Source organism: Paraburkholderia sp. SEWSISQ10-3 4 (assembly GCF_030464785.1).
In the GTDB taxonomy this organism is placed as follows: domain Bacteria; phylum Pseudomonadota; class Gammaproteobacteria; order Burkholderiales; family Burkholderiaceae; genus Paraburkholderia; species Paraburkholderia aspalathi.
Genome location: NZ_JALPRI010000038.1, coordinates 1 through 26,368, shown reverse-complemented (window position 1 = coordinate 26,368; position 26,368 = coordinate 1). Strand labels below are relative to the sequence as shown.

Sequence of the window (26,368 nt, the reverse complement as noted above, 5' to 3'; positions counted from 1 at the left end):
ACGCACCGGGGCGGGTGTTTCTTCTTACCTGTTCGATGCGGAGGTCAGCGTCGCATCACGCCCATCAGCAAGGTGACGAGGAAGATCACCACGAAGATGAAGAACAGGACCTTGGCGATTTCCGTCGCGCCTGCGGCAATGCCGCCGAAGCCGAATACCGCGGCGATGATCGCGATGATGAAGAAGATTACAGCGTATCGAAGCATGGGGCCTCCCACCGATGGATTGCTGGATCGAAGTTGAAAACGGCTACTCGTTGTGGGCACTGCGTGCTTTGACGGGTTGTTGCCGGCGAGCGATATACAGCAATAGGTGTGCCCAGCAGCAGGAGGAACAGGGCCGCTCCTGATCCGCGAGCTGGAACTCAATCAGCTGATGATCTTCGAACGCGTTCTGGAAACGCGCTTCGTCGTGCCGCCGCCTCATATAATTCGGAACCCTTATAAAGCGATTGATCGATGCCGATTCGTTTGGCTCGTGATTGGCTTGATCTGGGGAATTCAGCGTGCGTTGAACGGGCACGCTCCACGACGAAACCCATCCCGCCACCGGCGTCACTGTCGCGTTGCTGCAACAACGCGGCATCCGCGTATCCGCAGAGTCGCAGAACGCCGGACTGATCACGGAAATCGAAACCCCAATCCAGCAAGGCAGACATACACAGTCAATTTGAACGGGTAGTTCATGATATTGCCCGCACCACGTCGAATCCACCGATAACGTTTGCGCGGCCTTAATCTGCGGGCTATGCCACTTGAGCGAATGAAGCAGGGAAAATGTTAATTATAATTTAACATTTACAGATTTTAAAAATGATTGGCTCAAATTTAACGCTTTCATAAACATTCGGAAAACGTTTGCGCCGGTTTAATCCCCCGGCTTGGGCGGCAACAACCCCGCTTCGCGGTTGCCACGGCCGCCGCGGAGCCGCCACATAGGGGAAAATCCATTGTGAGATAAGGTGAAATACGCGTTAGAATGCGCGTCGATTCACCATCAATGGCCGCTCGCTCAAACGACGCTCACGTGAATCCAGTCGGCAGTTATTGCATCCGATCGAATCGTTCCCGGCGCATATGGGAACTGCCAGTAATTATCGGCGATGGGCAAATCGGATCTGTAAATATCGGGGTGCGATGTTAACGCGTGCTTCGCATTACCTGTCGCCAATAAAACATTCAAATAAAGATCGAGGGCATATGCCAACGAGGGTTCTGTCGATTTTCGGCACGCGGCCGGAAGCCATCAAAATGGCGCCGCTGCTCAAACAACTGGAAGCCGATGCCGGCGTCGAGTCGGTGGTCTGCGTCACAGGCCAGCATCAGCAGATGCTCGATCAGGTACTCGATCTGTTCCAGATCAAACCGCATCACAACCTCGCCCTGATGACCGGCAACCAGACGCTCAACGGTCTGGCTTCGCGCCTCATCGCGTCGCTCGACGACGTGCTCGCAAGCGTTCAACCGGATCGTGTGCTGGTGCACGGCGATACGACCACCGCGTCCGCGGCGGCGCTGGCCTCGTTTCATCGGCGGATTCCGATCGGTCATGTCGAAGCGGGCCTGCGGACCGGCAACCTGATGCAGCCTTGGCCGGAAGAAATGAACCGCCGCGTGGTCGATGTCATGAGCGATCTGATGTTCGCGCCCACCGCGAGCTCGAAAGCGAACCTCGCGCACGAAGCGCTGCATGGCAGGATCATCGTAACCGGCAATACGGTGATCGACGCACTGAACCTCACCACCGCGCGCATCGACAATGACGCGGCGCTGCGCGCCGAGCTGGACGCGCGCTTGCCGTTCCTCGACGGCGCGCTGCCGGTGTTGCTCGTCACGGGCCATCGCCGCGAGAGCTTCGGTGCGGGCTTCGCGAATATCTGCGCGGCACTCGCGGATCTGGCGAAGACTAACAAGGTCCAGATCGTCTATCCGGTGCATTTGAATCCGAACGTGCGCGGGCCGGTGCAGGAAACCCTCGGCACGGCGCGCAACGTGCATCTGATCGATCCGCTCGACTATCTGGGTTTTGTGCGTCTGATGCAGCGCGCCTCGATCATTCTCACCGATTCTGGCGGCGTGCAGGAAGAAGCGCCCGCGCTCGGCAAACCGGTGCTGGTGATGCGCGACGTGACTGAGCGTCCGGAAGCGGTGGCGGCCGGCACGGTACGCCTCGTCGGCACGGAGCGCGAAGCGATCGTCCGCGCGGTGACGGGCTTACTTGACGACGCAGGCGAGCGCGACGATTTCGCGCATCGCGTCAACCCATACGGCGACGGCCATGCATCCCAACGGATTGTCGCGGCGTTGACCGGGCGTCCGTTTGACGAGTTCGTGAGTGGCGGCATCGATGGGACGGGGCAGGTTCCGCACACACAATGCGCAAAAGCCGTGCAATAGCGCCGCGCGGGCCGCAGTTCCAGACAATCCATGCAGTGCGAATCAGCTTCACTGTTTGCGCGCTAACTAAGAGAAAAGACAACGTGACCTCCCATACGCCAATGCGCCGCCTCGCGCGCTCCCGCCTGAATGCACTTGCCGTGCTGCTGCTTGCCGCGACGGCCCATGCTCAACAGCCGGCCGACGTCGCCGGCAGCTTCGCGCAACTCGGCAGCGGCCGTCTCGCCACGCGTACGGTGTCGCTGGCCGAACTGGGAATGCGTGATCCGGTCGTGTTGCGCGCGCCGGACGGCCGTCAGGAACTGTATCTGCCCGTGCCGGCCGGTGTGCCATTGAGCGACGCGGCCTTGCAGATCGACGGCAGCTATCTGCGCGGCAATGGCGGCCGCACGACCATGCTGGTATCGCTCGACGGCGCACCGGTGCTCTCGCGCAGTCCGACGCAGGACCAGGGCGACGCGTCGGCGAGTCTCGGCGTGGATGGCGCGGCGCGGCCGGGCGGCTTCGTGCGCGTGGGCCTCGACTGGTCGTCGGTGCTCAGCGATAACGTCTGTACCGATCAGACCGCGATCGGCAACGTCTGGCGCATCGCGCCGACTTCGCGGCTGACCTATCGCTACGATCCGGACGCGATCGTCGATCTGCGCAGCGCGTGGAGCGCCTTGCCGCAAAAGCCGGTGGTAATGCTCGGCGCGAACACGCTCGCGGCGCCGGCGTTCGATGCAGGCTGGCGCGTCGAAGCGCTGCTTCAACGCGAAGGCCGCACGCCGGCAACGCGGACGTGGCCGGCGGTGGGCGACACGGTCGATCTCGGTGACACCGAAGTGCCGGCGCCGCTGCGCGCGATTCCGGCTTTTGCGGCGCTGGCTGCGGGCGGTTCGCACAAGCTGGCGAACCCGGCGGAAGCGGGCGCCTTGATCGCACTCACGCCGCGCCCGGCGTTCGCGCCGGACGTGATCGTCGCCGACGACACGGTGCGCAACACGCTGAAGACTTCCCTCGATGCCTTGCGCGAACAGGTCGTCAGCGCCGCGCCGGGTGCAAGCGAGGCATTCGATGCATGGCGTGCTCGCGCGATCGATCCGATCGCCAAGCCGCTCGCCGCGGGCGAAGTGCGCCTTGCTCACCTCGGCGGCCAGACCGCGATCGTGATCGGCGATAACGACGGCGTGGCGGTCCTCGCGCGCTCGTGGCGTCCGATCGACGTGACGAGCCGTCTTGTGGTCCATCAGATCGACACCGCGCCGAACACGCGCGGCGACGAAATCGCGCTATCGCTGCTGGGCGGCCAGCCGCGCACGCTCGACGTGCAGGGCCGCGCCACCTGGGACGCGAGTTTCGATCTGGGTGCGGCGTCGGGCAACGGCAAGTTGCCGGGCACCGTGGTGCTCGACGTGGCTGCGTCGCCGACGCTGAACAACACCGCGCAAACCGCCTCGATCTATTTCAACGACGTGCTGATCGGCTCGCAATTGCTGACCGCCAACGGCAGACCGCAGCGCATCACTGCGCGCGTGCCGCATTACGCGCTCGCCCCGAACAACGTGCTGCGCGTGGAGTTCCAGCGTCAACCGGAAGGCGGCTGCCAGGCGCGCGGCCAAGGTCATCCGATTGCCGTTCTGCCGAGCAGCCATCTCACGCTCACCGATGCGAAAGTCGGCGACGACTTCACCGGCATGGTGGCGCGCTTCGCGTCGGAAGCGAATGTGATCGTGCCGGCCTCGTATCTGAACGACGCCACACGAGTGCTGCCGCGCGTCGCGCGACTGGTGAACGCGAGCGGCATCGCGCCGACCCGTGCGACCTTCAGCGTTACACGTGACGGCGAAGCGGCGAGCCCGAAGGGCGCCTTCCTCGCAGCCGACGTCACGCTCGCCGATGAGAAGAGCCTCGCCCATCTGTCGAAAGACCGTCTGTCGCTCACCGATGCATCCGGCAAGATGCTGGCGGATATTTCGGGTTTGAACCGCGTCGGCGTGATCGAAGCGGTCAAGTCGGGCAGCGTATCGGGCATCGTGTATCGCACGGCGGGCGATACGGCGGCGATTCTGCCTGCCTCGCTGCAACTGTCGCGCGGCGACGTCGCGATCGTCGACGGCAGCGGCACGTTGCGCCAGTTCGATACGCGTCATCCGGGCGAAGTGGTTGGCGCAGACGACGTTGAAGGCCCGTGGTTCATGCAGAGCTGGGTGCGTTGGGGCATCCCGGCCGGCCTCGTCGGCTTGCTGATCGTGTTGCTGCTGGTGGCCGGCGTGGCGCGTCGCAGGAATCAGGACAAGTCGTGAGCTTCGCGCTAATCAAATGGTATGCGGGCTACGCGGTAGCCCACTATTACCAGGGGCTCGAATACGTCGCGGCGCTGGTGGCGTTCGTTATCCTGCTGTCCAGCCTCGACGATCTGTTCATCGACCTCTGGTACTGGACCCGCACGCTCTATCGTCACTTCACGGTGCAGCGCGCCTACAAGCCGCTTACCAGCGCGCAGCTGTATCAGCGAGACGAGCAGCCGATCGCGATCATGGTGCCCGCGTGGCACGAGTACGACGTGGTCGCGGCAATGATCGAAGACCTGGTGCGGGTGCTGGATTACCGCAACTATGTGGTGTTTGTCGGCACCTATCAGAACGACCCGCAGACCATCGCCGAAGTCGAACGGATGCGCCGCCGCTATAAGCAGCTGCGCCGCGTGGAAGTGCCGCACGACGGTCCGACCTGCAAGGCCGACTGTCTGAACTGGGTGATCCAGGCAATCTTTAAGTACGAGGCAGAAGCGGGCGTCGAATTCGCCGGCGTGGTGCTGCACGACAGCGAGGATGTGCTGCATCCGGTCGAGCTGCGCTTTTTCAACTATCTGCTGCCGCGCAAGGACATGATCCAGTTGCCGGTGGCTTCGCTCGAGCGCAACTGGTTCGAACTCGTGGCCGGCACCTATATGGACGAGTTCGCCGAATGGCACGCGAAAGATCTGGTGGTGCGCGAGAGCCTGGTCGGCTCGGTGCCTTCAGCGGGTGTCGGCACGTGTTTTTCACGGCGCGCGCTACTCGCGCTGAACGCTGAAACCGACAACCAGCCGTTTAACACCGAGAGCCTCACCGAGGACTACGACGTCGGTGCGCGCCTCGGCAAGATGGGCATGCAGTCGATCTTCGCGCGCTTTCCGGTGCAATTCGCCACGCGCCGCAAGGCGTGGTTCGGTCTTGGCCGCGAACGCGACATCACCGTGACGATGCCGCTCTGCGTGCGCGAATTCTTCCCGGATACGTTTCGCACCGCCTATCGGCAGCGCGCGCGCTGGACGCTCGGCATCGGCTTGCAAGGGTGGAAGCAGACCGGCTGGAGCGGCTCGTTCGCCAATCGCTATCTGCTGTTCCGTGACCGCAAAGGCATCGTTACCGCGTTCGTCGGCATCATTGCGTATGCGCTGGTGATCCAGTTTCTGCTCTTCGCCGGCGCGGATCTGCTCGGCTTGATGCCGGAGCTGATCGCTTCGCCGTTCGCCGATTCGCCATGGCTGCAAGCGCTGCTGTGGGCCAACGGTTGCGCGTTGCTGTTGCGCGTGGGGCAGCGGATCTATTTCGTGACCCGTCTCTACGGCTGGGAGCACGGGGTGCTGTCCGTGCCGCGCATGGTGGTGGGCAACTTCATCAACTTCATGGCTGTCTCGCGGGCGTGGAAGATGTTCCTCACGCACCTCGTGACCGGCAAGCGGCTGGCATGGGACAAGACCATGCATGACTTCCCGTCCGCCGACGGCTTTAACAATCGCCGTCAGCGTCTTGGGGAATTGCTGCTGTCGTGGCAGGCCATCGATCCGGACAAGCTCGAACAGGCGCTCGGTGAAAGCCATGCGCGTGAGGCGCCGCTCGGCCGCGTGCTGATGGCCAAGGGCTGGCTCGACGAGGAAACCCTCGCGGAAGCCATTGCCTTCCAGTCTGACTTGCCGCGTGGCCACGTGGCGCTCGAACGCATCAAGGACGATGCAAAGCGCTTGCCGCTCGAAGCGATCGTGCGCCATCGCGTGTTGCCGCAGGCCGACGCTGCAGGTCGCCGGACGATTCTGCTGACTGCGAGTCCGCTCGCCGAACCGGTGTTCGCGGAACTGGGCGCGCTGGCCGGTGGAACGGTCTCTCAGGAGATCGTTCGTGAGGGCGAGATCGCCGCGGGGCTGCGCGTGTTGCGCGGCGTCGAGATCGCGGCGCCGGCGGGCGAGAGCGGGCAGGTGGGTACGGGTGCCGTGGAAGGTGGGGCAGCGGGCGCATCGTCGGCCGGGGGCGCCGAACCCGTGCCGGCACGTAGCGTGCCGCTGATCGGCGATCTGCTGATCGAGCACGGCCACGTGCGCCGCGAGGCCTTCGAAGCGGCGATGCAGGACTACCGCCCGGATCGCCATGGCCGCATCGGCGACTACATGGTGGCGCGCGGTGTGATCTCGCGTGCCGCACTCGAGAACGTAATTGAGCAACAGCGCCGCCTTCAGGGCGCTCTGGCGGCATCCGAATGAGCGATTCTTTTTTCTTCCGGCGTGCGTGGATGGCGCGTGCTTCTTTGGGGGCTTCGGCTTCTGGTTCAACGGTGGCTTCCGCTTCCTCGTGCGTTGCAACGACAGCTTCAACGGCAACTTTAACTACGGCTTCGATTGCGGCTTCCGCATTCACGTTGCGTGGCGTCACCGCTGCAATGGTGGCCGGCGCGTTGTGCTTGAGCAGCGCCGCGGCGTTTGCGCAGAGCGCAGCGGTGGTCTCATCCGAACACAATGCGCTGCCGTTGAGCGGCGCAGCGTATCGGGTGGCGCAGGACGCCTATGCCGCCTATGGGCGCGGCGACTACAGCGGCGCGATCGCGCGGGCGCGCGAGGCGATTCGCCAGCGCCCCGATGTCGTGTCGCTGCGCGTGCTGCTTGCTAACGCGCTTGCCGCGCAACGTCGTTATGGCGAAGCAAGCCGCTCGCTCGGCGACGCGATCGCGCAGATCGGCCGCGATCCGGCGCTGGTCTCGCGTCGCAAGCAGATCGACGCGTTAAACGTGTCGACCCGCGCGGCCTCACGCGCCGGCCGTCAGCAACCGGGCGACCCGGACGCGCTGACCGGCGCCGCGTTGACGGCCGCGCAGCATGCCTACAAGGCGTACGCAGCGAAGGATTTTTCCGGCACGGTCCGGTACGCGAACGAGGCGATCGCATTGCGTCCCGATCTGCTGCGCCTGCGCTTGCTGCTGATCGACGCGGCGAGCGCGGCCGGTCAGGACACCGATGCATGGAACGCCGATCTCGATGCAAGCAAACGCTTCGGCGACAACGACGAACTGCGCGTGAGGCGCAGCTTTATCGGCAGCCGTCTGGCGCCGAAGTCGTCGAGTGCGTCGTTCGCGGCGCGCAAGAAGGGCGACTACGTGGAAGCCGCCGCGCTCGCGCGTGAGGCGGTCGCCTATGCGCCGGACTTGGTCGGCTACCGCATCCAGCTGATCGACGCGCTGTTCGCCGCGAACGATCTGCCTGGCGTGCAAGCGGCGGCGAGTGCGGCCATTGTCGCCGACGATACGGAAATCATGCCGCTTACGCTGCGTGGTTATACGCTGGCCGCGCAGGGCAAGACGGCAGAAGCCGAGGCGGACTTCGCCAAAGCGCTGCACGCCAACGCTGCGACCCAGCGCAACAAACGCGTGGCGCGCGTGATCATCGCCGATGTGTGGATCGCGGAAGGGCAGCCGCAGCGCGCGCTCGATCTGCTCGCGCCGCTGAAGACGAATGGCGATGACACTGATGCGCCGATTGCGTTGCGCCGCGCGCAGGCACGACGGTTGTTGACGCAAGCGCCGGCGGTTGGAGCGCATGCTGCGAGCGCGTCTGATGCGATCAGCGCCGCGAGCACGACGGCCGCCATGACCGCTTCGTCTATGTCGCCCGTCCCCACCACACCGATTGATCCCGCACGCCGTCCGGTCTTCGACTGCGTCGTCGATCAGTTCGGCGCGAGCTGCGACGTGTACGCTGCCGATCCCGGCTTCGCGGCGGCGCGTGCAGCAGCGACGGCGGCGGCCGCGAACGACAAACCCGGCGCGGTCGGCTATGCGCGCGAAGCCGTGAAGGCCGCGCCTGACGATCCACAGCATCGCGTTGAACTGATCAATGCGCTGAGCGCCGCCGGCGACGACCGCGCCGCGGCGAGCGAAGCGCAGCAGATGGTCGATGCCGGCATGCTCGACGCGATGCCCGACATGGCCGCCGCGTACATCGCGCGACGGGCCGGCAACAACCGCGTCGCGTACCAACGCTTCACCATGGCCGACAAGGCCGGCACCATGCCGGCCAGAGCGTATGCTGACGCGGGCTATGCGGCCGTCCAGGCACACCGCAATCGCGAAGCGGCGCAGTACTTCGAGCGCGCGATCGACGCAAGCGCCACGCCAATGGACGACACGCCGCCGGCCACACCGGCGCAACTGAACGAGATGCGCAGCGCGCACGCCGAGGCCACGCGCAACTGGGGCTTCGACACATCGCTCAACTATCGCGGCGCGGGCATGCAGCCGGGCTATGCGTCGTCGCCGACGCCGGGCACGTCGAACAACTGGCAGGCCGGCGTGGAAGCCTACTGGCGTCCGTTCGGCAGTCTCGGCGACCGGATGTTCGAACTCTACGCGCGCGGCTACGAAAGCTTCGGCGTGAAGAACGGCGGCGCGAGCGGCATTGATACCTTGCAGGCCACCGTCGGCGCGCGCGCCAAGCCGTTCTCGCAGATCGACGCGATCGTCGCTTTCGAACGGATCATTCCGATCGGCTCGCGGGTCAATGCCGACTGGCTCGCGCGGCTCGCGTATTCAGGCGGTTATGGCATCGAGCGCCGGGTGGACGTGCCGTCGTGGTGGACCGCGCAGGTCTACGCCGAAACGGGCGCCTATCTGAACGCGGGATCGGTCTATGCGACCACCAATCTCGAACTGGGCCGCACCTTCCGCATGGACCGTTACAGCCCGAAGTGGACCGTGTTCCCGTATGCCGTGATCGGCGCGGACTACGACTCGAGCGTCAATCACAGCATTCCGCTCGGAGCCGGTGTAGGGATTTCGACGCGTTACTGGTTTCGCGACAGCAAATACGACGCACCGCGCTCGTATGTCGATCTGTCGGTGCAGTACCGCCTGAAAATCACGGGTGACGAACGCGCGCGTGGCGTGTTCTTCGGCGCGATCTACTCGTATTGACTCAGGACGATGTCGCGCGCCTGCCGTCGTATATGATCCCGTCAGAATTGCTCGCGTGCCGGTCCTTGCCGGTATCGGTCAACTTCAAGATCGATCGCGCGCAACTTGTTCAGGATTATCGTGACGTTCATTTCAAAGCACAGCGCCAGCACAATGCGTAATCCACACGACGTTCAGACTCGAGAGGGCGAGCCGGTCTCCCCACGCCGCCGCGCGCTGCTGGCGGCGAGTGCGTGCGCCGCGCTCGTGTACGGCTGCTCGGCGCCGGGTGCGGGCGACGCCGGCGCGTTGGCGCAGGGCGTGGTGTGGCAACTCGACGATGATCATGTCGACCCGCGCGGAGACTGGAATCGCCTCGGCGTGACGGATCTGCTGGTGCAATGGACGGCGGTGGACGGCATGTCGTTTCTGCCCGGCACCGCCATGCAAACGGTTCGACGTCTGCCGGACTGGACACGGATTGCCGGCGAACCGTGGGCGCGCAATGTGATCGTCGGTCTCGCCGGACGTTTCGACGAGACCACGGCCCGTGCGCAGTTGGCGCAACTGGTCGAGCAATCGAGGCAGCTGGCGGCCGTGCGGCCTGCGGTTCACATCGATGGCTATTACTTTCCGGTGGAGGTCGACCCGACCTGGAAGGATGCCGCCGCGCTCGCGCCCTTGCTAAACAAGCTGCCACGGCCGCTGTGGATCAGTGTCTACGACAACGCGAATATCGGCGGCACGGCGCTGGCAGCGTGGCTGGACGGCTGGCTGCCGCGCGATGTCGGCGTGTTTCTGCAGGATGGCTGCGGTGTCTATGCGCGCGGCCCAGCGGCTGCGCGTGAGTATGCGGATGCGTTGGCGGCGCGGCTCGGCAAGGACCGTGTGCGAATCATCGCCGAGGCATTTCGTCCGGCCCAGAGTGGTGCATTCCGCGCGGCGACGGCTGCTGAACTGTCGCCGCAATTGCTCGCGTATCGCGGCTACCGGACCTATCTCTTCGACGGGCCGCATTACGTGTCGCCGCAACTCGTGCAGGACCTGCTCGGCATGCAGCAGGTGCAGAAATAGGGCGCCCCCCGGCAATCACCGCAACTGCGTCACCGCCAGCAGCAGCACCATGCTGCCGATTGCGCCATCCAGCACGCGCCACGCCGTCGCACGGCGAAACAGCGGTGCCAACGCGCGGGCGCCATAACCCAAGCCGATAAACCAGATTCCGCTCACCGCCATCGCGCCGAGCGCGAACGCCACCCGTGCGCCGTCCGGTTCGCGCGCACCGGCCGTGCCGATCAGCAGGAAGGTGTCGAGATATACGTGCGGATTGAGCCACGTGAAGGCCAGCGTCATCAGGATGATCGGCAGTGCGCGTTGCACGGGTGCTGCTGCGCTCGTACCGTCCGCATTGGCGTCCAGTACCGCATGGCCCGGGCGCACCGCACGGCGCAGCGCGTTGATGCCGAACCACGCCAGATAAGCGAGCCCGACATACAGCATCGTGTGGACGAACACCGGATAGCGCTCCACCAGAACCGATGCACCACCGACACCCGCGCCGATCAGGATGCAATCCGACAGCGCACACAGAGCGACGATCTTGCCGACGTGCGAGCGCATGATGCCCTGACGCAGCACGAACGCATTCTGGGCGCCGATCGTCACGATCAGCGACGCGCACAGGGCAGCACCGTGGGAAAAAGACAGCCAATTCATAATCGATCCAGTAGACGGGGAAAGCGAACAAGGCTAGTCTGCGGTTTTGCTACTCATAAGAGAAGCTAATTTACTTAATGCCGATTAAGGAACGCTAATGCTCGACTATGCGTTGCTCGATGCGCTAGCCGCCGTGGTGCGGCACGGCTCGTTCGACCGTGCGGCCAGCGAACTGAATGTGACGCCCTCGGCGGTCTCCCAGCGGGTCAAGCTGCTGGAGGAGCGAGTGGGGAGCGTGCTCGTGAAGCGCGGCCAGCCGTGTATCGCGACCACCTCGGGGGCGCTGCTGTGCCGCCATACCGAACGCGTGCTATTGCTGGAAGCGGAGCTGAGCGGCCGGCTGCCGGCGCTGCCCGGCGCGCTGGTCGAACCGTGGCCGGCGCTGCGCGTGGCTGTCAACGACGACAGCGTAGGCACCTGGTTCATCGACGCGGTGGCCCAGTTCTGCGTGGAACGGGAGATGCTGCTCGATCTGGTGATCGACGATCAGGATCACACCGCAGAGCGGATTCGCGACGGCAGCGTGCAAGGCGCGGTCACCACGCAAGCCGAGCCCGTGCAGGGCTGCCGCTCGACCCGCCTCGGCCGGATGCGCTATCTGGCGGTCTGCACGCCGGCGTTTCGCGAGCGTCATTTTGCCGACGGTGTCACGCGCGAGTCGTTACGGCGCGCGCCGTGCGTCGATTTCAACCCGAAGGATCAGTTGCAGAAGCGCTTCATGCGCCGCATCACGCGGGCCGACCTGGATCCGCCCTTGCACTGGATTCCGCACGTCGCCGGTTTTTTGCGCGCCTGCGTGACGGGAATGGGCTGGGGCATGTGTCCCGAACGGATGATTGCACCGCATCTGGCCAGCGGCGAGTTAGTCGAGGTGGCGCCTGGCAAGCATCTCGATGTGGATTTGTACTGGCAGAGCTGGCGCCTGTCGATCGGCTGGCTCGACGATTTCGGCGCGATGCTGCGCAAGCGGGCGACGGAGTTTCTCGATTGAGCGTCGCGCGGGCGGTGTTTTTCTGAATCTGAGAATCTGAAAAACGCCGCCCGCGCTTGCCAATTTCAATGCAGCCGGATCACCGGATGCACGCGTCGCCGCAACCAGTGGCTCGCCGAATCGAGCGCCATGCGTGCGAAGCCCGTCAATGTCATCACGTGACGACGATAGATGAGCTTGTAGACGGCAGTGGCCAGCCAGCCGTCGACGAACACCGGCTGCGTCAGCAAGCTGTTGCTCAGGCTGCCGATCGTGCCTTCACGGCCGAAGCCGACTAACGTGCCCGCGTCGCGATAGACGAACTCCGGTAAAGGCTCGCCTTCGATTCTGCACTTCAGCGCACGCGCCAGAAACTGCGCCTGTTGGTGCGCGACCTGAGCGCGCGGCGCCAGGAACGCGTCCGCGTTTTCCGAAGAAGGGCAGGCCGCGCAGTCGCCGAGTCCAAATATGTTCGCGTCGTTCGTGCATTGCAGCGTGCGGTTCACCTGCACCTGTGCGTTGCGATTTACCGCGATGCCGTCCAGCGTGCGCAACACCGGCGGCCCGGCGATGCCGGCTGTCCAGATCGCGATGTCGCTGGCGAGCGGCGCGCCTTCATTCGTCAGCACGGCGTCGGCGCGCACTTCGGTGACACGCGTGGCGTTCAACACGTCGACACCGAGATTGCCGAGCATCTTTTGTGCACGCGCCGAGATCGTTTCGGAGAGGGCAGGCAGCACGCGCTCGCTGCTTTCGATCAGACGGATGCGGAAGTCGCGCACGGGGTCGAGCGAAAAGGGGCTATAGCGATTGAGCAGGCGCACCGTATCGCGCAACGCAGCGGCGAGTTCAACGCCCGTTGCTCCAGCACCGATGATGTTGATCGACACCGGCGTGTCCGCCTGCGCGGTCCGTGCGCGTCGCGCATGATTCGCACGCAGACAGGCGTCGAGCAGCTTGCGGCGAAACGCTTCCGCATGTGCGACCGATTCGAGCGGCAACGCGTGTTCGGCCGCGCCGGGCACGCCGAAATATTGCGTGACGCTGCCCATGGCCAGCACCAGCGTATCGAATGCAAGTTGCCGTGATGGCAGGATTTCGCGGCCGTCGGCGTCGTGGAGCGCATTCAGTGTGATGTGCCGGTTCGTGCGATCGAGCGCGGCGAGTTCGCCCTGTTCGAATTCGAAGCCGTGCCGTTGCGCCTGCACGGCGTATTGCAATTGATGCGTGGCCGGGTCGAGTTGGCCCGACGCGGCTTCGTGCAGCAAGGGCTTCCAGAAATGCGTCGGCCAACGATCCACCAGCACGATCTGTGCGAGACCGGCGCGTCCGAGCGTTTCTGAGAGTCGCGTAGCGAGCCCAAGGCCGCCGACCCCACCGCCGACGATCACGACGCGATGCGCTGCCGCTTGCGCCGCTTGTTGCCCTTGCTCCCTGCGTTGCGCGGTAGAGGCTCCCTGCTGATCGATTGCAGCCATGATCCGTATCCTCCTGAGGTTATCTGTGCCGAGCCGGCGAAGGCGTCTCGGGGCTATGTCCGGTATTCGTTCGCCTCATCTGTCAGGGCCAGTATAGAATCGGCTGAAACCGCAGCACAATTTAATGTTTCTGCACAACATATAGGTTTTCACTTATGTTAAAAGCCGCCACGTTTCGTCAATTGAAAGCCTTGCATACGGTCGCGAAGCTCGGCAGCGTGTCGCGCGCAGCGGAAGAATTGAAGCTCACGCAGCCGGCGGTGTCGCTTCAGGTGCGCCTGCTCGAAGAGGCAGCGGGTGCGCCGCTATTGCAGCGGGTGGGCCGTGGCGTGCAGTTGACTGCAGCGGGCGAAATCCTCGCGCGCTATGCGCTGGAAATCCTCGATCTGTGGAACGGCGCGGCGGATGATCTCGCCGCCTTGCATGGCGAGCAGGGCGGCACACTGCGCATTGGCGCGATCACCACCGCCGAATATCTGATCCCGCCTTTTCTGGTGCGCTTCACGGAATCGCGCCCGCAAGTGAAGGTGCAATTCAAGGTCGGCAATCGCGCCGACATCATCCGCATGCTGGCCACGCACGAGATCGATCTTGCGGTGATGGGTAGCGCGCCGCGTGAATTGCGCACAGTGGCCACGGCGTTCGCCAAGCATCCGATGGCGTTCGTCGCCTCGCCTGCCCACGTGTTGATGAAGAAAAAGCGCTTGTCGCTGGACGATCTGCAAACCGCGAATCTGTTCGTGCGGGAGCGGGGCTCCGGCACGCGCTCGACGGTCGAGAATCTGTTTCGGCTCGCCGGTCACAAGCTGCATATCGGGTCTGAGCTCTCGAGCAACGAAGCGATCAAGCAACTGGTCGAGGCGGGGCTGGGCATCGCGTTTCTGTCGCTGCATGCGTGTTCGCTGGAATTTCAGGCGGGTCTGCTGGCGTTATTGCCTTTGCCCGCGAATCCAATCGAGCGCGATTGGTACGTGATGCATGTGTCCGACAAACGCCTGCCGCATGTCGCCGGCCTGTTCCGCGATTTTCTGATCGAGCACGGTATGTCAGGCGCGGTGCCGATCCCGCTGCCGACTGTCGCCGCCGCGAAACGGCGCCGCCAGGCGCGTGATGCGCGCGAAGCGAGCCCGATTTGAGGCGCGGATTCTCGCTATTCGCTTCGACGTTTGCGTTAGAGCAAGCCCGGAGGAGGTCCTCGCGCGGTCTCCAGTTGCATTCGTAGAGCCTTATAGGACGGGCATTTCAGCTTACATCGCCCGCGATCGAAGTAAAGGTTGGGCGGGCGATATTTTTGCCCGCGCCGATTGTCTTTACAGTGACGTCCAGATATCCGAGAAAAGTGGACGCCGCATCCTCGTGGCGAGCCATTGTGATTGACCTGGCCGTTACAGGAGTTGGAGACAATGAGCAGCAACAGCATCACTCAAGTCGAAACATTCGGTTTTGAACGCATTCCGGATCGCTCGCGTTATGCGCGGCCGATCGATCTGTTCCGCTTGCTGTTCGGCGGTTGCAATACCTTTTCCACCTCGGTGCTCGGCAGTTTTCCCGTGCTGCTCGGTCTGTCGTTCAAGGCGGGCGTTTATTCGATCGTGCTTGGCGTGGTGATCGGTTCGTGCATTCTTGCGCCGATGGGCCTGTTCGGTCCGCGCAACGGTACGAGCGATCCGGTTTCGTCGGGGGCGCATTTCGGCATTCATGGCCGGATCGTCGGCTCCTTTCTGGCGGTGTTGACCGCCGTCGCGTTCTTCTCGCTGGCGGTGTGGAGTTCGGGCGACGCGCTCGTGGGCGGCGCGAATCATCTGCTCGGCCTGCCGGTCAACTGGATGACGCTGAGCTTCGCGTACGGTCTCTTTGCGGTGCTGGTACTGACCGTTTGCGTCTACGGTTTCCGCTTCATGTTGTGGGTCAACAAGATCGCCGTGTGGGCCGCGAGTCTGCTGTTCGTGGTCGGCATCGTGGCGTTCGCCGGGCCGTTCAATAGCGCGTACGCCGGCAAGGTGGCGCTCGGCTCGGTGGGTTTCTGGCCGGCGTTCGTGAGCGCCGTGCTGGTTGCGATGAGCAATCCGGTGTCGTTCGCCTGCACGCTCGGCGACTGGGCTCGTTATATTCCGCAGAACACGCCGAAGAAGCGCACGATCCTCGCGGTGATGCTCGCGCAACTGGCCACCTTCGTGCCGTTCTTCTTCGGCCTCGCCACGGCGACAATCATTGCCAGTAAGGCGCCGGATTTTATCGCCTCGAATAACTACGTGGGCGGGTTGCTGGCGATCTCGCCGAACTGGTTCTTTCTGCCGGTGTGTCTGATTGCGATCATCGGCGGGATGTCGACGGGCACCACCGCGCTGTACGGCACCGGGCTCGATATGTCGAGCATGTTCCCCAAGTTTCTGAACCGCGTGCGCGCCACGCTGCTGATCGGCAGCCTCGCCATCGGCTTCATTTTTCTCGGCCGTTTCGCCTTCAATCTGGTCGAAAGCGTGTCGACGTTCTCGGTGCTGATCAACGTCTGCAGTTGCCCGTGGATGGTGATCATGATCATCGGCTTCGTGACGCGACGCGGTTTCTATCTGTCCGACGATCTGCAGGTATTCAATCGCGGCGGCCGTGGCGGTCACTACTGGTTCACGCACGGCTGGAACTGGCGCGCGATGGGCGCGTGGATTCCGAGCGCGGTGGTCGGCCTGTGCTTCGTCAATTTGCCGGATCAGTTCGTCGGTCCACTCGGGCAGCTCGCCGGTGGTCTCGACATCAGCATGCCGGTTTCGCTGACGCTGGCCTGCGCGTTGTACATCGCGTTGCTGCAGTGCTTTCCTGAACCGGATGGCGTGTATGGGCCGCTTGGCCGACGTTGGTTGCGTAGCGGTCCGCAGCCCAATGCGACGGTGCATCCGGTGGTGCCGGTGACCAGGCTTAAGGCCGGCGGCGCGCAAATGAAGACGCAACCGCAGCAGCACGCCGTACGACGTGAACGCGAAGAAGTGCTGGACACGCAGGACGCGGGTTGAATCGTGCGGTTCGAGGTGTTCAATGCAAGGCGCAGGGACACGGCGCCGAACGCAGCATCGAGGTGGCATTAGAAGCTGCGTTCAAGTGTCACCAAGACCGCACCGAAGCAACAGTCGCGCAGTAAATGCAATGGTATTCAAGTTGAGTAGGCAAACAAAATGAGCGAGTCAGTAAAGCGCGCGTTTGAAGGTGTAAAGCTGTTTCCGTTCTGGCTGGACAATCCGCGTGCACCGGCTGTCGAACGGGAATTGATCGGTCCGACTTCCGCGGATCTGGTGATCGTCGGCGGTGGGTTCACCGGTTTGTGGGCCGCGATTCAGGCGAAAGAAGCAGACCCGTCACTCGACGTCGTGCTGGTCGAAGCAGGGAAGGTGGCCTACGGCGCATCGGGCCGCCCGGGCGGGATCATTTCCACGTCGGTGATGCATGGTCTGCCGAATGCGACGCGCGTCTTCCCGCAGGACCTCGACGTGCTGGAAAAGCTGGGCCAGGAGAATCTCGACGGCTTCAAGGAGTCGTTGACGCGTTACGGCATTGAGGCAGACGTCGAATGGAATGGGGAGATGACGGTTGCCGTCGATCCGGGCCACCTCGATCATCTGAAGGGCGATTACGAACTGCACGTAGCCCACGGGCATGATGTCGTTTTGCTCGACAGCAAAGGCGCGCGCGAACAACTCGATTCACCGCTGTTCGCAGGCGCGATGTGGTCGCGCAATCGCAGCGGCACGATTCATCCGGCGAAACTCGCGTGGGGCCTTAAGGCCGCCGCGCTGAAACTCGGTGTGCGTTTGCACGAACACTCGCCGATCACGCGCATGGAAGATCGCGGCGCAACGATGATGGTGCACACCCAGGCGGGCAGCATCGAAACGCCACGCGTGCTGCTTGGCACCGGCACGGCGGATGTGGGCGTGACCGACATCAAGCGCCGCGTGATGCAGGTGCGCGATCACATCATCGCGACTGCGCCGTTGAGCGACGAGCAGATGGCACGGATCGGCTGGAACAATCGCCAGGGCATCTACGATACGCGCACGCAGCTCAATTATTTCCGTCTCACCAAAGACAACCGGATCATTTTCGGCGGCCGTGTGAGCTATCACTTCGGCGGCGATCCAAATCCGGCCGCGGATCGTGACGAGAGCACATACTACAAGCTCGCCGAAGCCTTCTACCGTACGTTCCCGCAACTGGACGACGTGCGCTTCACCCATGCATGGGGTGGTCCGATCGACTACTGCTCGCGTGGCGCCGTGTTCGCGCGCCGCTATCACGGTGGCAAGAGCGTGTTCGTCGCGGGCTATACGGGGTTCGGCGTGGCGGGCAGCCGCTTTGGTGCGAAGATGGGGCTCGACATGCTGTGGAATCGCGAGACGTTGATTACGTCGCTGGATATTTCGCGCAAGGGGCCGTCGTATATTCCGCCGGAACCATTGCGCTGGATCGCCGCGAAGATTACCTTCAACGCATTCGACGGGGCCGACGATCGCGGTGGCTGGCGGCGTCTCTGGATCAATTCGATCAAGGCGCTGGGCTTCCCGATGTAGTTGCTGCGGTAGGTGTCGATGTGTCCGGCGGTTTTTTTTGATTGCCGCCAGAATAAAAAAACCGCACCTTAAGGGGTGCGGTTCTTGTTGAAGCAACGCTGCGATGCAGTATGAATCAACCGCAGTAGACGATGCTGTACTTCTTGGTCGCCACCGGCATATGCCACGTGCCCGAGAAGCCCTTGTGCAGGATGAAGGCGTCGCCGGCGGCATAGCGTTCGCTGCGGCCGTCGTCGCTGGTAATGACGACTTCGCCTTCGATCAGCACGCAGACTTCGTGGATCGGCAGGTCGGCCAGCTTCAGCGTGCCCGCATCGCATTGCCACACTCCGGCGGACAGCATGTTGCCCGCGTCGGAGAAGGCGTTGAGGGCGTGCGGTGCTTTGGCGCCTTCGAGAATGACGTCGGCGGGATCGTGCAGGGCGGGGTTCAGGCCGGAAGCGCCGGGGCCTTTAGCGTCGATGCGGGTGAAAGTGATGGTGCTCATGTGTCTCTCCTGGTTATGTGGTCGAAAACAAGTGATTCGAAGACGGAATCGAAGCAGAACCGGAGTCTGAGCCAAAGCTGCGTAGCGATGAATTTCGATTTGAAGACATTCAGATTGAGCGGCGTCGATGTAAAGCATTCGATACCGCTCCCGGGCGCTTTCTCGGCCCAAGGTCTGACCCAACCATTCATGTAAAGGACAAGCCCATGCAACACGCCAAACAGTTTTATATCGACGGACAATGGGTCGATCCGCAAAACCCGGCAGGCGCTGCCACGCTCGACGTGATCGACCCGTCCACGGCTACCGCGTTCGCGCAGATTTCGCTCGGCAGCGCGGCCGATGTCGACCGTGCCGTGGCTGCGGCGAAGCGTGCCTTTCCGGCCTACAGCGAGACCACGATCGCGCAGCGAATCGATTTGCTGCAAGCGATTCTCGACGTCTACCGCAAGCGCTACGACGACATGGTGCACGCGATCAGCCGCGAGATGGGCGCACCGCTGCAGTATGCGAACGATGCTCAGGCATGGACCGGCGTCGCGCATCTGGAAACGATGATCCGCACGCTCGACACGTTCGAATTCGAGTACGTGAAGAGCAGCATTCTGATTCGCAAGGAAGCGGTCGGTGTGTGCGGGCTGATTACGCCGTGGAACTGGCCGGCCTTGCAGATCGCCACCAAGGTCGTGCCCGCGCTCGCGGCCGGCTGCACGATGGTGCTCAAGCCTTCGGAACTGGCGCCGCTCTCCGGCATCATCTTCGCCGAGATCCTCGACGAGGCGGGTGTGCCGGCCGGCGTGTTCAACCTCGTCAACGGTGAAGGCGCAACGGTGGGCGAGGCGATGTCGCGTCATCCGGACATCGACATGATGTCGTTCACCGGCTCGACGCGTGCAGGCGTGCAAGTCGCGAAGGCCGCGGCGGATACGGTCAAGCGCGTGCACCAGGAGCTGGGCGGCAAATCGGCCAACCTGATTCTCGAAGATGCCGATCTGAAGCAGGCGGTGATGCGCGGCGCCCGTGCATGTTTCGACAACAGCGGCCAGTCGTGCGATGCGCCCACGCGCATGTTCGTGCCGCGCGCACGCCTCGCCGAGGCATTGGGCTATGCGAAAGAAGCGGCTGAAGCCCTGGTCGTCGGTCCCGCGAATGCGAAGGGCATCGATCTCGGGCCGGTCATCAGCGAGCAGCAGTTCGACAAGATCCAGCGGCTGATCGGTGTGGGCGTCGAAGAGGGCGCCACGCTGGTGGCCGGCGGCCCGGGCCGGCCTGAGGGATTGAAGGATGGTTACTTCGTGCGCCCGACGGTGTTCGGCAATGTCACGCCGACCATGACGATCGCGCGCGAAGAGATCTTCGGACCGGTGCTGTCGATCCTCGGCTACGACTCGGAAGATGAAGCGATCGCGATGGCCAACGACAGCCTCTACGGTCTCGCGGGCTATGTGCAATCCGCCTCGATCGAGCATGCGCATGCCGTGGCAAAGCGCCTGCGTACCGGCACGATCTATCTGAACTACGCGGACTACAGCCCCGATGCGCCGTTCGGCGGCTTCAAGCAATCGGGCAATGGCCGTGAGTACGGCGAGTTCGGTCTTGAGGATTTTCTGGAGATCAAGGGCGTGGTGGGTTACGCGAGCTGACACTGCGCGACGGCCGGGCGGTGAGGACCATCACCGCGCCGGCAGTTTTTCGATGGCGGTTCCAATCTGCGAACGCTGTTGGCGGGCGTCTATAATCTTTGCCGGAATTCGCCATCGGATCTTGAACCAGTGAAAAAGACTATCGCTATTGCGCTTGCTGCGCTTGCCCTGGGCGGCTGTTCATCCACAGAAAAACAGGAAGCGCAGGCGCGCGACTTTACCCGCTCAGAGAACCTGCTTGATAGCGCCCAGCGTAACGCCGCTGTCGGGTGCGCGGATCAGGCGCAGTGTGACAAGGCCTGGTCGCTCACGAAGGACTACGTGGCGGCGCATTCTTACACGTCGATCGTCCGCGCGGACGCGGTGGCGATCGAGACTGACGTGCCGAGCCGCTCGGGACATGCGGTCTATTCGGCCACGCGCGTGACCAAGGGCAGCGGGGCGACGATCACGCTGTACGCGCAGTGCCGTGGCATGTACGGCCAGGATCGCGCGATGGGCTCTGACTACGATGATTGCGTCAAGCAGATTGGGCCGACGCAAAACGGCTTCGTGCCGTATCTGCAGCAGCATCTATCCAGCCAATAACGGACTAACCTTCGGACGAACCTTCAGATCGCGGAGTGACGCGACATCATCCGTTCGAACGCATCGACGATACGCTGCACGTACGGATTCTTGTGGGCGACGGTGCCGGTTGCGCGCTCGAAGTGGGCCAGCATGGTCGCGTTCGCTTCGAAGACCAGCACCTGTCCGTCGGGCAGCACCGTGAAGTCGATTCCGCCGTAGTCGAGATCGAGCCGTCTGCCGATCGCCGCGATCGCACTCATGACGCGCTCGCCGAGTGCGACGTGCGGATTGTCGAGGAAGCGCCGCTCTTCCTCCAGCTTCCACGGATGCTGTTCCATGTCGGCGGAGTAGTAGTGCACCATCCAGTGCGGCGAAATCGCCAGATGGTACGGAAACGGCTCCCGGTCGACAAAAATGATCCGGTATTTGCGGTAGAAGCCGTCGGCGCTGCGATAGTCGCGAAACGCTGCGAGGTAGCAAACGTCGGTTTGTGCCGAGCGCCATGATTCGAGCGCGGTGGGACTCTCGCATAGCGTCAGCCCCTCGCCGCCGTGTGTCGCGGCAGGACGCGCGAGGACCGGAAAGTCGATGCTAGCCGCCGCGAGCAGCGCGTCAAGCGCATTGCGTGAAGCCGGTGCGGTTTCGCTGCGTACGCAAGGTGCCGCCTGCACGTCCGGCAATCCGTCGAACAGGCTCGCGGTACGATGCCGTTGGGTCCGAGCGATAGCGTCGGGCGGATTGAGCACGGGCCGCGCACAGCGCGAGACGAAGCGCGCGAGTCGTCCGGAGAGCGGGGCGGCGATATCCGCATCGCCGATCGCGTTGAACACGAGGTCGTAGGGCGGCAACTGCTGGTCTTCTGAGTCGGCGGCGTAGTCGATAGCGTATTTGATGCGGCAGCAGGTCGTGCTGGGCAGCAGAGCATCGAACGGCACATTGCCGGCGGTGTGTGCCGCGCAGAGGATCAGCACACGGCGCTGCCCGGCGCCGCGTCCCTCGATAAAGACACGCTGGATCCGGTAGGCACGTTCCCGATATGCGGCGGCTTCGCTCGCGCGTCCGCTGCCTGCGAGGATGGCGGCCAGATTCTGGCAAGCAACGGCGACATGCGGATCAAGCTTCAGAACGAGGCGGTACCAGTATTCGGCGATCTCATGATCGCTTTTCATGAAATATCCGGTCGCGACATCGCAGAGATTCGCGGCACTGGCGTTGGGTGCCGCAGCGGTGTAGGCGTCCAGCGTGTGGGCGGCGATCAGATGCGCGACCGCGGCCAGTTCGTCGCCGTCGGCGCGTCGCGCTTCAGCGAGCGCGCGGTGATGGGACGGATCGAGCGAGGCGCTGTCGTCGGCATACTCCGCTGACGTGCCCGGAGGCTGTGCCTTGCGGTCGGCTTCGTTGTCAGGATTCTGGATCACGGTCGCTCGGGATAACGGCAGGGCGACGCGCCGCTGCGCACTCGAAGCATAGCGGGCATGCATGCGATTCAGCTTACAGCGCCGCGGGTCCGCCACCCCCACCACATCACTACAGCAGCAGTTCGATCGAATGAAACAGGCGGCGCAGTTCAGGGTCTTGCGAGCGCGAGCCTTCGTCGACGACTTCGCGCAAACACTCCAGAAAACACGTGGCCGCCGGACTCGTCGGCGCGCCGCGGCGTGACGTGATACTGACGATGGTTTCATCCACCGTCTCGCGCAAGGGGAGCGCCCACAGGTTCTCCTTTGCGATGAGCACTTCGACGAGCGGCCACGGGAAAATGCTGACCATGTCCGTTCGTGCGAGCAGGCCGAGCACGACCGAGAGCGAGTGCGCAAGATGGATCGTGTGCGGCACCTTCATGCCGCGCTTGCGAAACAGATTGTCCGAGATCGACTCGCGGCTTGCCGGGTCCCAGTTCAGCACCCATTCGGCGTCTTCCAGTTCGAGCAGCGTGCGGCAACCCGCCTTGGGATGATCGCGCCGCGCGCACACCGCCGAATGCGTTGAAAACAGCGGTACGTTGTGAAACTCCGATTGCGGCGAAGCGGGCGGCGGACGGCCGATCGAGAAGTCGAGGCTGCCGTCACGCAGGCGTGGTTGCACGACGCCCAGCAGCCCCTCAAAAAATTCCAGTTGGACTTCCGGCATGTGCTGCCGGAACCGCTGCACTGTGGGCGGCAGAAAAGTCAGCGCCACCCACGGCGTGACGCCGATCGACAGTTTGCCGGCCGCCGCGCCGCGCATCGCCTCGATCTCTGCTTCCGCGCGCTGCAACTGGCCGAGCACCAGCCGCGCATGCACGACCAGCGCGCGGCCGAACTCCGTGAACGCGACCCCGCTCGCGCCGCGCACCAGCAATGGCGCTTGCAGATCGGCCTCCAGTTCGCGCATGGCCTTGGTCACGGCGGCCGGCGAAAGGTCGAGCGAACGGGCGGCAGCCCGGATACTGCCGGTATCCGCAATGGCCGCTAAGGTGCTGAGTTGATGCAGTTTCATCTGGAAAACCCGTACATGGGTGGCAACCACTGGTTGCTGGCGCAACGATTCTACGCCTGCCGCTGGAAAATCGGCGTGGTTATGCTCGGTTCACGCTTTCATCGACGGAGACAACATCGTGAACACCATGGCCATCCCGGCGGGCATCGCCGAACTCGAAGACGAAATGATCGCGCTGCGCCGCCGCATTCACGCGCAGCCCGAACTGGCTTACGAAGAGTTCGCCACTGGTGACCTTGTCGCCGAGCGCTTGCAGGAGTGGGGCTACACCGTGCATCGCGGGCTGGGTCAGACCGGTGTTGTAGGGCAACTGAATGTAGGCAGCGGCACGCGCAAACTCGGCCTGCGCGCCGACATGGACGCACTGCCGATTCACGAGACCACCGGCCTGCCGTACGCGAGCACCGTCCCCGGCAAGATGCACGCATGCGGCCATGACGGCCACACGGCGATCCTGCTGGCGGCCGCCAAGCATCTGGCGCAGGAAAAGAATTTCGACGGCACGTTGAACCTGATTTTCCAGCCCGCTGAAGAAGGTCAGGCCGGCGCGAAGAAAATGCTCGAAGACGGCCTGTTCGACAAATTCCCGTGCGACGCGGTCTTCGCGATGCACAACATGCCGGGCTTCCCTACCGGCAAGTTCGGCTTCCTGCCGGGCTCGTTCATGGCTTCGTCCGATACGGTGATCATCAAGGTGACCGGCCGCGGCGGTCATGGCGCGGTGCCGCACAAGGCGGTCGATCCCGTGGTGGTGTGCGCGCAGATCGTGCTGGCCTTGCAGTCGATCGTATCGCGCAACATTGCGCCGCTCGACATGGCGATCATCACCGTCGGCGCGATCCACGCCGGCGAAGCACCGAACGTGATTCCTGAAACCGCGGAGATGCGTCTGTCCGTGCGCGCGCTGAAGCCTGAGGTTCGCAACTATTTGCAGGAGCGCATCACGGCGGTCGCCTGCGGACAGGCGGCGGTGTTCGGCGCGCGTGCGCACGTCGACTATCAACGACGTTATCCGGTGCTCGTCAACGATGCGCAGATGACCGGTCTCGCACGGCAGGTCGCGCTCGACTGGCTCGGCGAAGACGGCTTGATCGCCGACATGCAACCGTTGACCGGCAGTGAAGACTTCGCGTTCCTGCTGGAGCGTTGCCCTGGCAGCTACCTGATCATCGGCAATGGCGACGGCGAGGGCGGTTGCATGGTCCACAACCCGGGCTATGACTTCAATGACGACTGCCTCGCTACCGGCGCGGCGTATTGGGTGCGGCTTGCGCAGACGTTCCTCGTCTGAGGCAGGCGGCATCGCGTTGAACTGAGGCCATGCAAGGCTCCGAGGGTCACGAAGACCCGCGGGGCCATCAAGGCCGTGTTGGAGCCAGTCAGACCGTCCATTGCTTTCAGGCGCACAAGGCCGCAGGTCCGCGCATTGGCAGGAAGGACACCATGGAGAGACAGATGGACATTTCCGCTACACCGCAACCCGCAGGCACCGACGCTGTGAACCTCGGTGACGCATCGGCTACGCCGCCGGCCAAACGCACGAGTCACGCCAAGGCGATTGCTGCGATCACGCTTGGCAACGGCCTCGAGTTTTTCGATTTCACGATCTACAGTTTCTTCGCGACGATCATCGGCAAGCTGTATTTCCCGGTGGAAGGGCAGCTTGCGCAACTGATGCTGGCGGTCGGCACGTTCGGCGTGGGATTCATCATGCGTCCGGTGGGCGGCATTGTGCTCGGCGCCTATGCCGACCGCGCCGGCCGCAAGGCCGCGATGAGTCTCACACTGTGGCTGATGACACTCGGCTCGGCGATCATCGCGTTCGCACCGACGTACGCGGCGATCGGCATCGCCGCGCCGCTACTGGTGATCCTTGCGCGCTTGATTCAGGGCTTCGCGCTGGGCGGCGAGATTGGTGCATCGACATCGTTGTTGCTTGAATATGGCAGCGATAAGACGCGGGGGTTCTACGGAAGCTGGCAGTTCGTGAGCCAAGGCTTGAACACGGTTTGTGGCTCGCTGCTGGGTGTTGCGTTGGCGGCGGCGCTGTCCACTGCTGCGTTGGAGAGCTGGGGCTGGCGTGTGCCGTTTGTGATCGGCATGGCGATGGGTCCGATTGGCATTTACATCCGGCGGCATCTGGACGAAACCTTGCCGGGCGTGGAAGACGGTACGGTTTCTGCGGCCCAGGCGCCTGATGCGCAGCCGGTTCGCAAGTTGTTCCGCGAGCATTCGCGCGTGATCACGACGGGTGTGTTGACGACGATTGGCGGCACGGCCGCGAACTACATCGTGCTGTTTTATCTGTCGACCTACGCGATTCGGATTTTGCATTTCCCGATGTCGTCGGCGTTGTGGGCCGCTTGGACTGCGGCGATTGTGACGGTGATTTGCTCGCCATTTGCGGGATCGTTATCTGATCGCGTGGGGCGCAAACGCGTTTTGTGGATTTCGCGGGTGATGTTGATTGTTGCCGTGTATCCGGCCTTCATGATTATTAATGCTTTGCCCACGGTGCCGGTTTTGTTGTCTGTTGTTGCTGTGCTGGCTGTGTTTGTCGCGTTTACCGCGGTGCCTAATATCGTCATGTTGCCGGAGATGTTTCCGCGCGAGATTCGCGCTACGGGGATGTCGATTGTTTATTGTTTAGGGGTTTCGATTTTTGGTGGGTTTGCGCAGTTTTTTGCTACCTGGTTGATTCAGGTGTCGGGGAGTAATTTGGCGCCTGCCTGGTATTTGATTGGGTGTGGGGTGGTGTCGTTGTTGCCGTTGCCGTTTATGAGGGAGACTGCAGGTAGGGCTATAGATTGATGGTTTTTTTGCCTACGCGGCGCTTATTGTCTGTGTTCTTAGGGCTTTGGCCTTTCCTTGAATTGTTAGTGGTCTATTAGC

The 26,368-nt window shown here is 63.3% G+C and carries 19 protein-coding genes; 13 read left to right on the top strand and 6 right to left on the bottom strand.

Translation table 11 applies throughout. The features are described from left to right. Positions 1-44 precede the first annotated feature (44 nt). Entirely contained in the window at positions 45-206 is a 162-nt protein-coding gene (locus M0D68_RS35810) for a DUF1328 domain-containing protein (protein WP_035551387.1), read from the bottom strand. A 993-nt stretch (positions 207-1,199) separates the two neighbouring features. Between M0D68_RS35810 and wecB the strand changes: the two genes are divergently transcribed. The 5 genes from wecB to M0D68_RS35785 all read left to right on the top strand — a co-directional run bounded on the left by wecB (position 1,200) and on the right by M0D68_RS35785 (position 10,649). After that, positions 1,200-2,396 (top strand): non-hydrolyzing UDP-N-acetylglucosamine 2-epimerase, encoded by a 1,197-nt coding sequence (gene wecB, locus M0D68_RS35805; RefSeq protein ID WP_266226824.1) that lies wholly within the window; start codon positions 1,200-1,202, stop codon positions 2,394-2,396. An 83-nt stretch (positions 2,397-2,479) separates the two neighbouring features. Beyond that, positions 2,480-4,681: a cellulose biosynthesis cyclic di-GMP-binding regulatory protein BcsB gene (locus M0D68_RS35800; protein ID WP_266226823.1), complete on the top strand. Its 2,202-nt coding sequence runs from the start codon at positions 2,480-2,482 to the stop codon at positions 4,679-4,681. Further along, entirely contained in the window at positions 4,678-6,897 is a 2,220-nt protein-coding gene (locus M0D68_RS35795; RefSeq protein ID WP_266226822.1) for a glycosyl transferase family protein, read from the top strand. The genes M0D68_RS35800 and M0D68_RS35795 overlap by 4 nt, the downstream gene beginning before the upstream one ends. Beyond that, positions 6,894-9,596, top strand: a complete 2,703-nt coding sequence (locus M0D68_RS35790; protein WP_266226821.1) for a tetratricopeptide repeat protein — start codon at positions 6,894-6,896, stop codon at positions 9,594-9,596. The genes M0D68_RS35795 and M0D68_RS35790 overlap by 4 nt, the downstream gene beginning before the upstream one ends. 153 nt (positions 9,597-9,749) lie before the next feature. Beyond that, the gene (locus tag M0D68_RS35785) at positions 9,750-10,649 is read left to right on the top strand and encodes a hypothetical protein (RefSeq protein ID WP_200621580.1); all 900 of its coding nucleotides are present in this window, start codon (positions 9,750-9,752) and stop codon (positions 10,647-10,649) included. Between the two features lie 15 nt (positions 10,650-10,664). On the opposite strand, the gene M0D68_RS35780 is transcribed toward M0D68_RS35785, so the two are convergent. Then, positions 10,665-11,291 (bottom strand): LysE/ArgO family amino acid transporter, encoded by a 627-nt coding sequence (locus tag M0D68_RS35780; RefSeq protein WP_266226820.1) that lies wholly within the window; start codon positions 11,289-11,291, stop codon positions 10,665-10,667. 97 nt (positions 11,292-11,388) lie between these two features. Between M0D68_RS35780 and M0D68_RS35775 the strand changes: the two genes are divergently transcribed. After that, the gene (locus M0D68_RS35775) at positions 11,389-12,282 is read left to right on the top strand and encodes a LysR family transcriptional regulator ArgP (RefSeq protein ID WP_266226819.1); all 894 of its coding nucleotides are present in this window, start codon (positions 11,389-11,391) and stop codon (positions 12,280-12,282) included. A 65-nt stretch (positions 12,283-12,347) separates the two neighbouring features. On the opposite strand, the gene M0D68_RS35770 is transcribed toward M0D68_RS35775, so the two are convergent. Further along, positions 12,348-13,739 (bottom strand): NAD(P)/FAD-dependent oxidoreductase, encoded by a 1,392-nt coding sequence (locus tag M0D68_RS35770; RefSeq protein WP_234487044.1) that lies wholly within the window; start codon positions 13,737-13,739, stop codon positions 12,348-12,350. 155 nt (positions 13,740-13,894) lie between these two features. On the opposite strand from M0D68_RS35770, the gene M0D68_RS35765 reads away from it, so the two are divergent. The 3 genes from M0D68_RS35765 (at position 13,895) to M0D68_RS35755 (ending at position 18,298) form a co-directional block, all read left to right on the top strand. Further along, positions 13,895-14,875 (top strand): LysR family transcriptional regulator, encoded by a 981-nt coding sequence (locus M0D68_RS35765; protein ID WP_093647048.1) that lies wholly within the window; start codon positions 13,895-13,897, stop codon positions 14,873-14,875. Positions 14,876-15,142: 267 nt separating this feature from the next. Next, positions 15,143-16,747 carry a cytosine permease gene (locus tag M0D68_RS35760; RefSeq protein WP_266226817.1) on the top strand — a complete coding sequence of 535 codons (1,605 nt, stop codon included), beginning with the start codon at positions 15,143-15,145 and terminating at the stop codon, positions 16,745-16,747. Between the two features lie 159 nt (positions 16,748-16,906). Beyond that, a complete protein-coding gene (locus tag M0D68_RS35755; RefSeq protein ID WP_200652169.1) occupies positions 16,907-18,298 on the top strand; it encodes an FAD-binding oxidoreductase in 1,392 nt (463 codons plus the stop codon). Positions 18,299-18,413: 115 nt separating this feature from the next. On the opposite strand, the gene M0D68_RS35750 is transcribed toward M0D68_RS35755, so the two are convergent. Next, on the bottom strand, positions 18,414-18,785 hold the full coding sequence (locus M0D68_RS35750; RefSeq protein WP_200621573.1) for a cupin domain-containing protein: 372 nt from the start codon (positions 18,783-18,785) through the stop codon (positions 18,414-18,416). Between the two features lie 206 nt (positions 18,786-18,991). Between M0D68_RS35750 and M0D68_RS35745 the strand changes: the two genes are divergently transcribed. Then, a complete protein-coding gene (locus M0D68_RS35745; RefSeq protein ID WP_211704030.1) occupies positions 18,992-20,428 on the top strand; it encodes an aldehyde dehydrogenase family protein in 1,437 nt (478 codons plus the stop codon). A gap of 129 nt (positions 20,429-20,557) precedes the next feature. Then, positions 20,558-21,016, top strand: coding sequence for a hypothetical protein (locus M0D68_RS35740; RefSeq protein ID WP_266226814.1), 459 nt, complete (start codon positions 20,558-20,560; stop codon positions 21,014-21,016). Between the two features lie 23 nt (positions 21,017-21,039). Here M0D68_RS35740 and M0D68_RS35735 read toward each other — a convergent pair whose 3' ends face one another. Together M0D68_RS35735 and M0D68_RS35730 are read right to left on the bottom strand one after the other, a co-directional pair. Beyond that, on the bottom strand, positions 21,040-22,416 hold the full coding sequence (locus M0D68_RS35735; protein WP_266226813.1) for a hypothetical protein: 1,377 nt from the start codon (positions 22,414-22,416) through the stop codon (positions 21,040-21,042). A gap of 109 nt (positions 22,417-22,525) precedes the next feature. Continuing rightward, positions 22,526-23,476 carry a LysR family transcriptional regulator gene (locus M0D68_RS35730; protein ID WP_093647062.1) on the bottom strand — a complete coding sequence of 317 codons (951 nt, stop codon included), beginning with the start codon at positions 23,474-23,476 and terminating at the stop codon, positions 22,526-22,528. A 118-nt stretch (positions 23,477-23,594) separates the two neighbouring features. Here M0D68_RS35730 and M0D68_RS35725 point away from each other — a divergent pair, with 118 nt between their 5' ends. Both M0D68_RS35725 and M0D68_RS35720 read left to right on the top strand, forming a co-directional pair. Further along, a complete protein-coding gene (locus M0D68_RS35725) occupies positions 23,595-24,767 on the top strand; it encodes a M20 aminoacylase family protein (RefSeq protein ID WP_200621577.1) in 1,173 nt (390 codons plus the stop codon). Between the two features lie 164 nt (positions 24,768-24,931). After that, complete coding sequence (locus M0D68_RS35720; protein ID WP_211704027.1) at positions 24,932-26,287, top strand: MFS transporter; 1,356 nt, start codon at positions 24,932-24,934, stop codon at positions 26,285-26,287. Positions 26,288-26,368 lie beyond the last annotated feature (81 nt).

What these genes read in the sequence shown, in the direction of transcription:
- M0D68_RS35775 (WP_266226819.1), top strand. Translation starts at nt 11,389, where the DNA reads ATGCTCGACTATGCGTTGCTCGATGCGCTAGCCGCCGTGGTGCGGCAC.
- M0D68_RS35790 (WP_266226821.1), top strand. Translation starts at nt 6,894, where the DNA reads ATGAGCGATTCTTTTTTCTTCCGGCGTGCGTGGATGGCGCGTGCTTCT.
- M0D68_RS35765 (WP_093647048.1), top strand. Translation starts at nt 13,895, where the DNA reads ATGTTAAAAGCCGCCACGTTTCGTCAATTGAAAGCCTTGCATACGGTC.
- M0D68_RS35760 (WP_266226817.1), top strand. Translation starts at nt 15,143, where the DNA reads ATGAGCAGCAACAGCATCACTCAAGTCGAAACATTCGGTTTTGAACGC.
- M0D68_RS35770 (WP_234487044.1), bottom strand. Translation starts at nt 13,739, where the DNA reads ATGGCTGCAATCGATCAGCAGGGAGCCTCTACCGCGCAACGCAGGGAG.
- M0D68_RS35720 (WP_211704027.1), top strand. Translation starts at nt 24,932, where the DNA reads ATGGACATTTCCGCTACACCGCAACCCGCAGGCACCGACGCTGTGAAC.
- wecB (WP_266226824.1), top strand. Translation starts at nt 1,200, where the DNA reads ATGCCAACGAGGGTTCTGTCGATTTTCGGCACGCGGCCGGAAGCCATC.
- M0D68_RS35750 (WP_200621573.1), bottom strand. Translation starts at nt 18,785, where the DNA reads ATGAGCACCATCACTTTCACCCGCATCGACGCTAAAGGCCCCGGCGCT.
- M0D68_RS35780 (WP_266226820.1), bottom strand. Translation starts at nt 11,291, where the DNA reads ATGAATTGGCTGTCTTTTTCCCACGGTGCTGCCCTGTGCGCGTCGCTG.
- M0D68_RS35785 (WP_200621580.1), top strand. Translation starts at nt 9,750, where the DNA reads ATGCGTAATCCACACGACGTTCAGACTCGAGAGGGCGAGCCGGTCTCC.
- M0D68_RS35745 (WP_211704030.1), top strand. Translation starts at nt 18,992, where the DNA reads ATGCAACACGCCAAACAGTTTTATATCGACGGACAATGGGTCGATCCG.
- M0D68_RS35810 (WP_035551387.1), bottom strand. Translation starts at nt 206, where the DNA reads ATGCTTCGATACGCTGTAATCTTCTTCATCATCGCGATCATCGCCGCG.
- M0D68_RS35730 (WP_093647062.1), bottom strand. Translation starts at nt 23,476, where the DNA reads ATGAAACTGCATCAACTCAGCACCTTAGCGGCCATTGCGGATACCGGC.
- M0D68_RS35755 (WP_200652169.1), top strand. Translation starts at nt 16,907, where the DNA reads ATGAGCGAGTCAGTAAAGCGCGCGTTTGAAGGTGTAAAGCTGTTTCCG.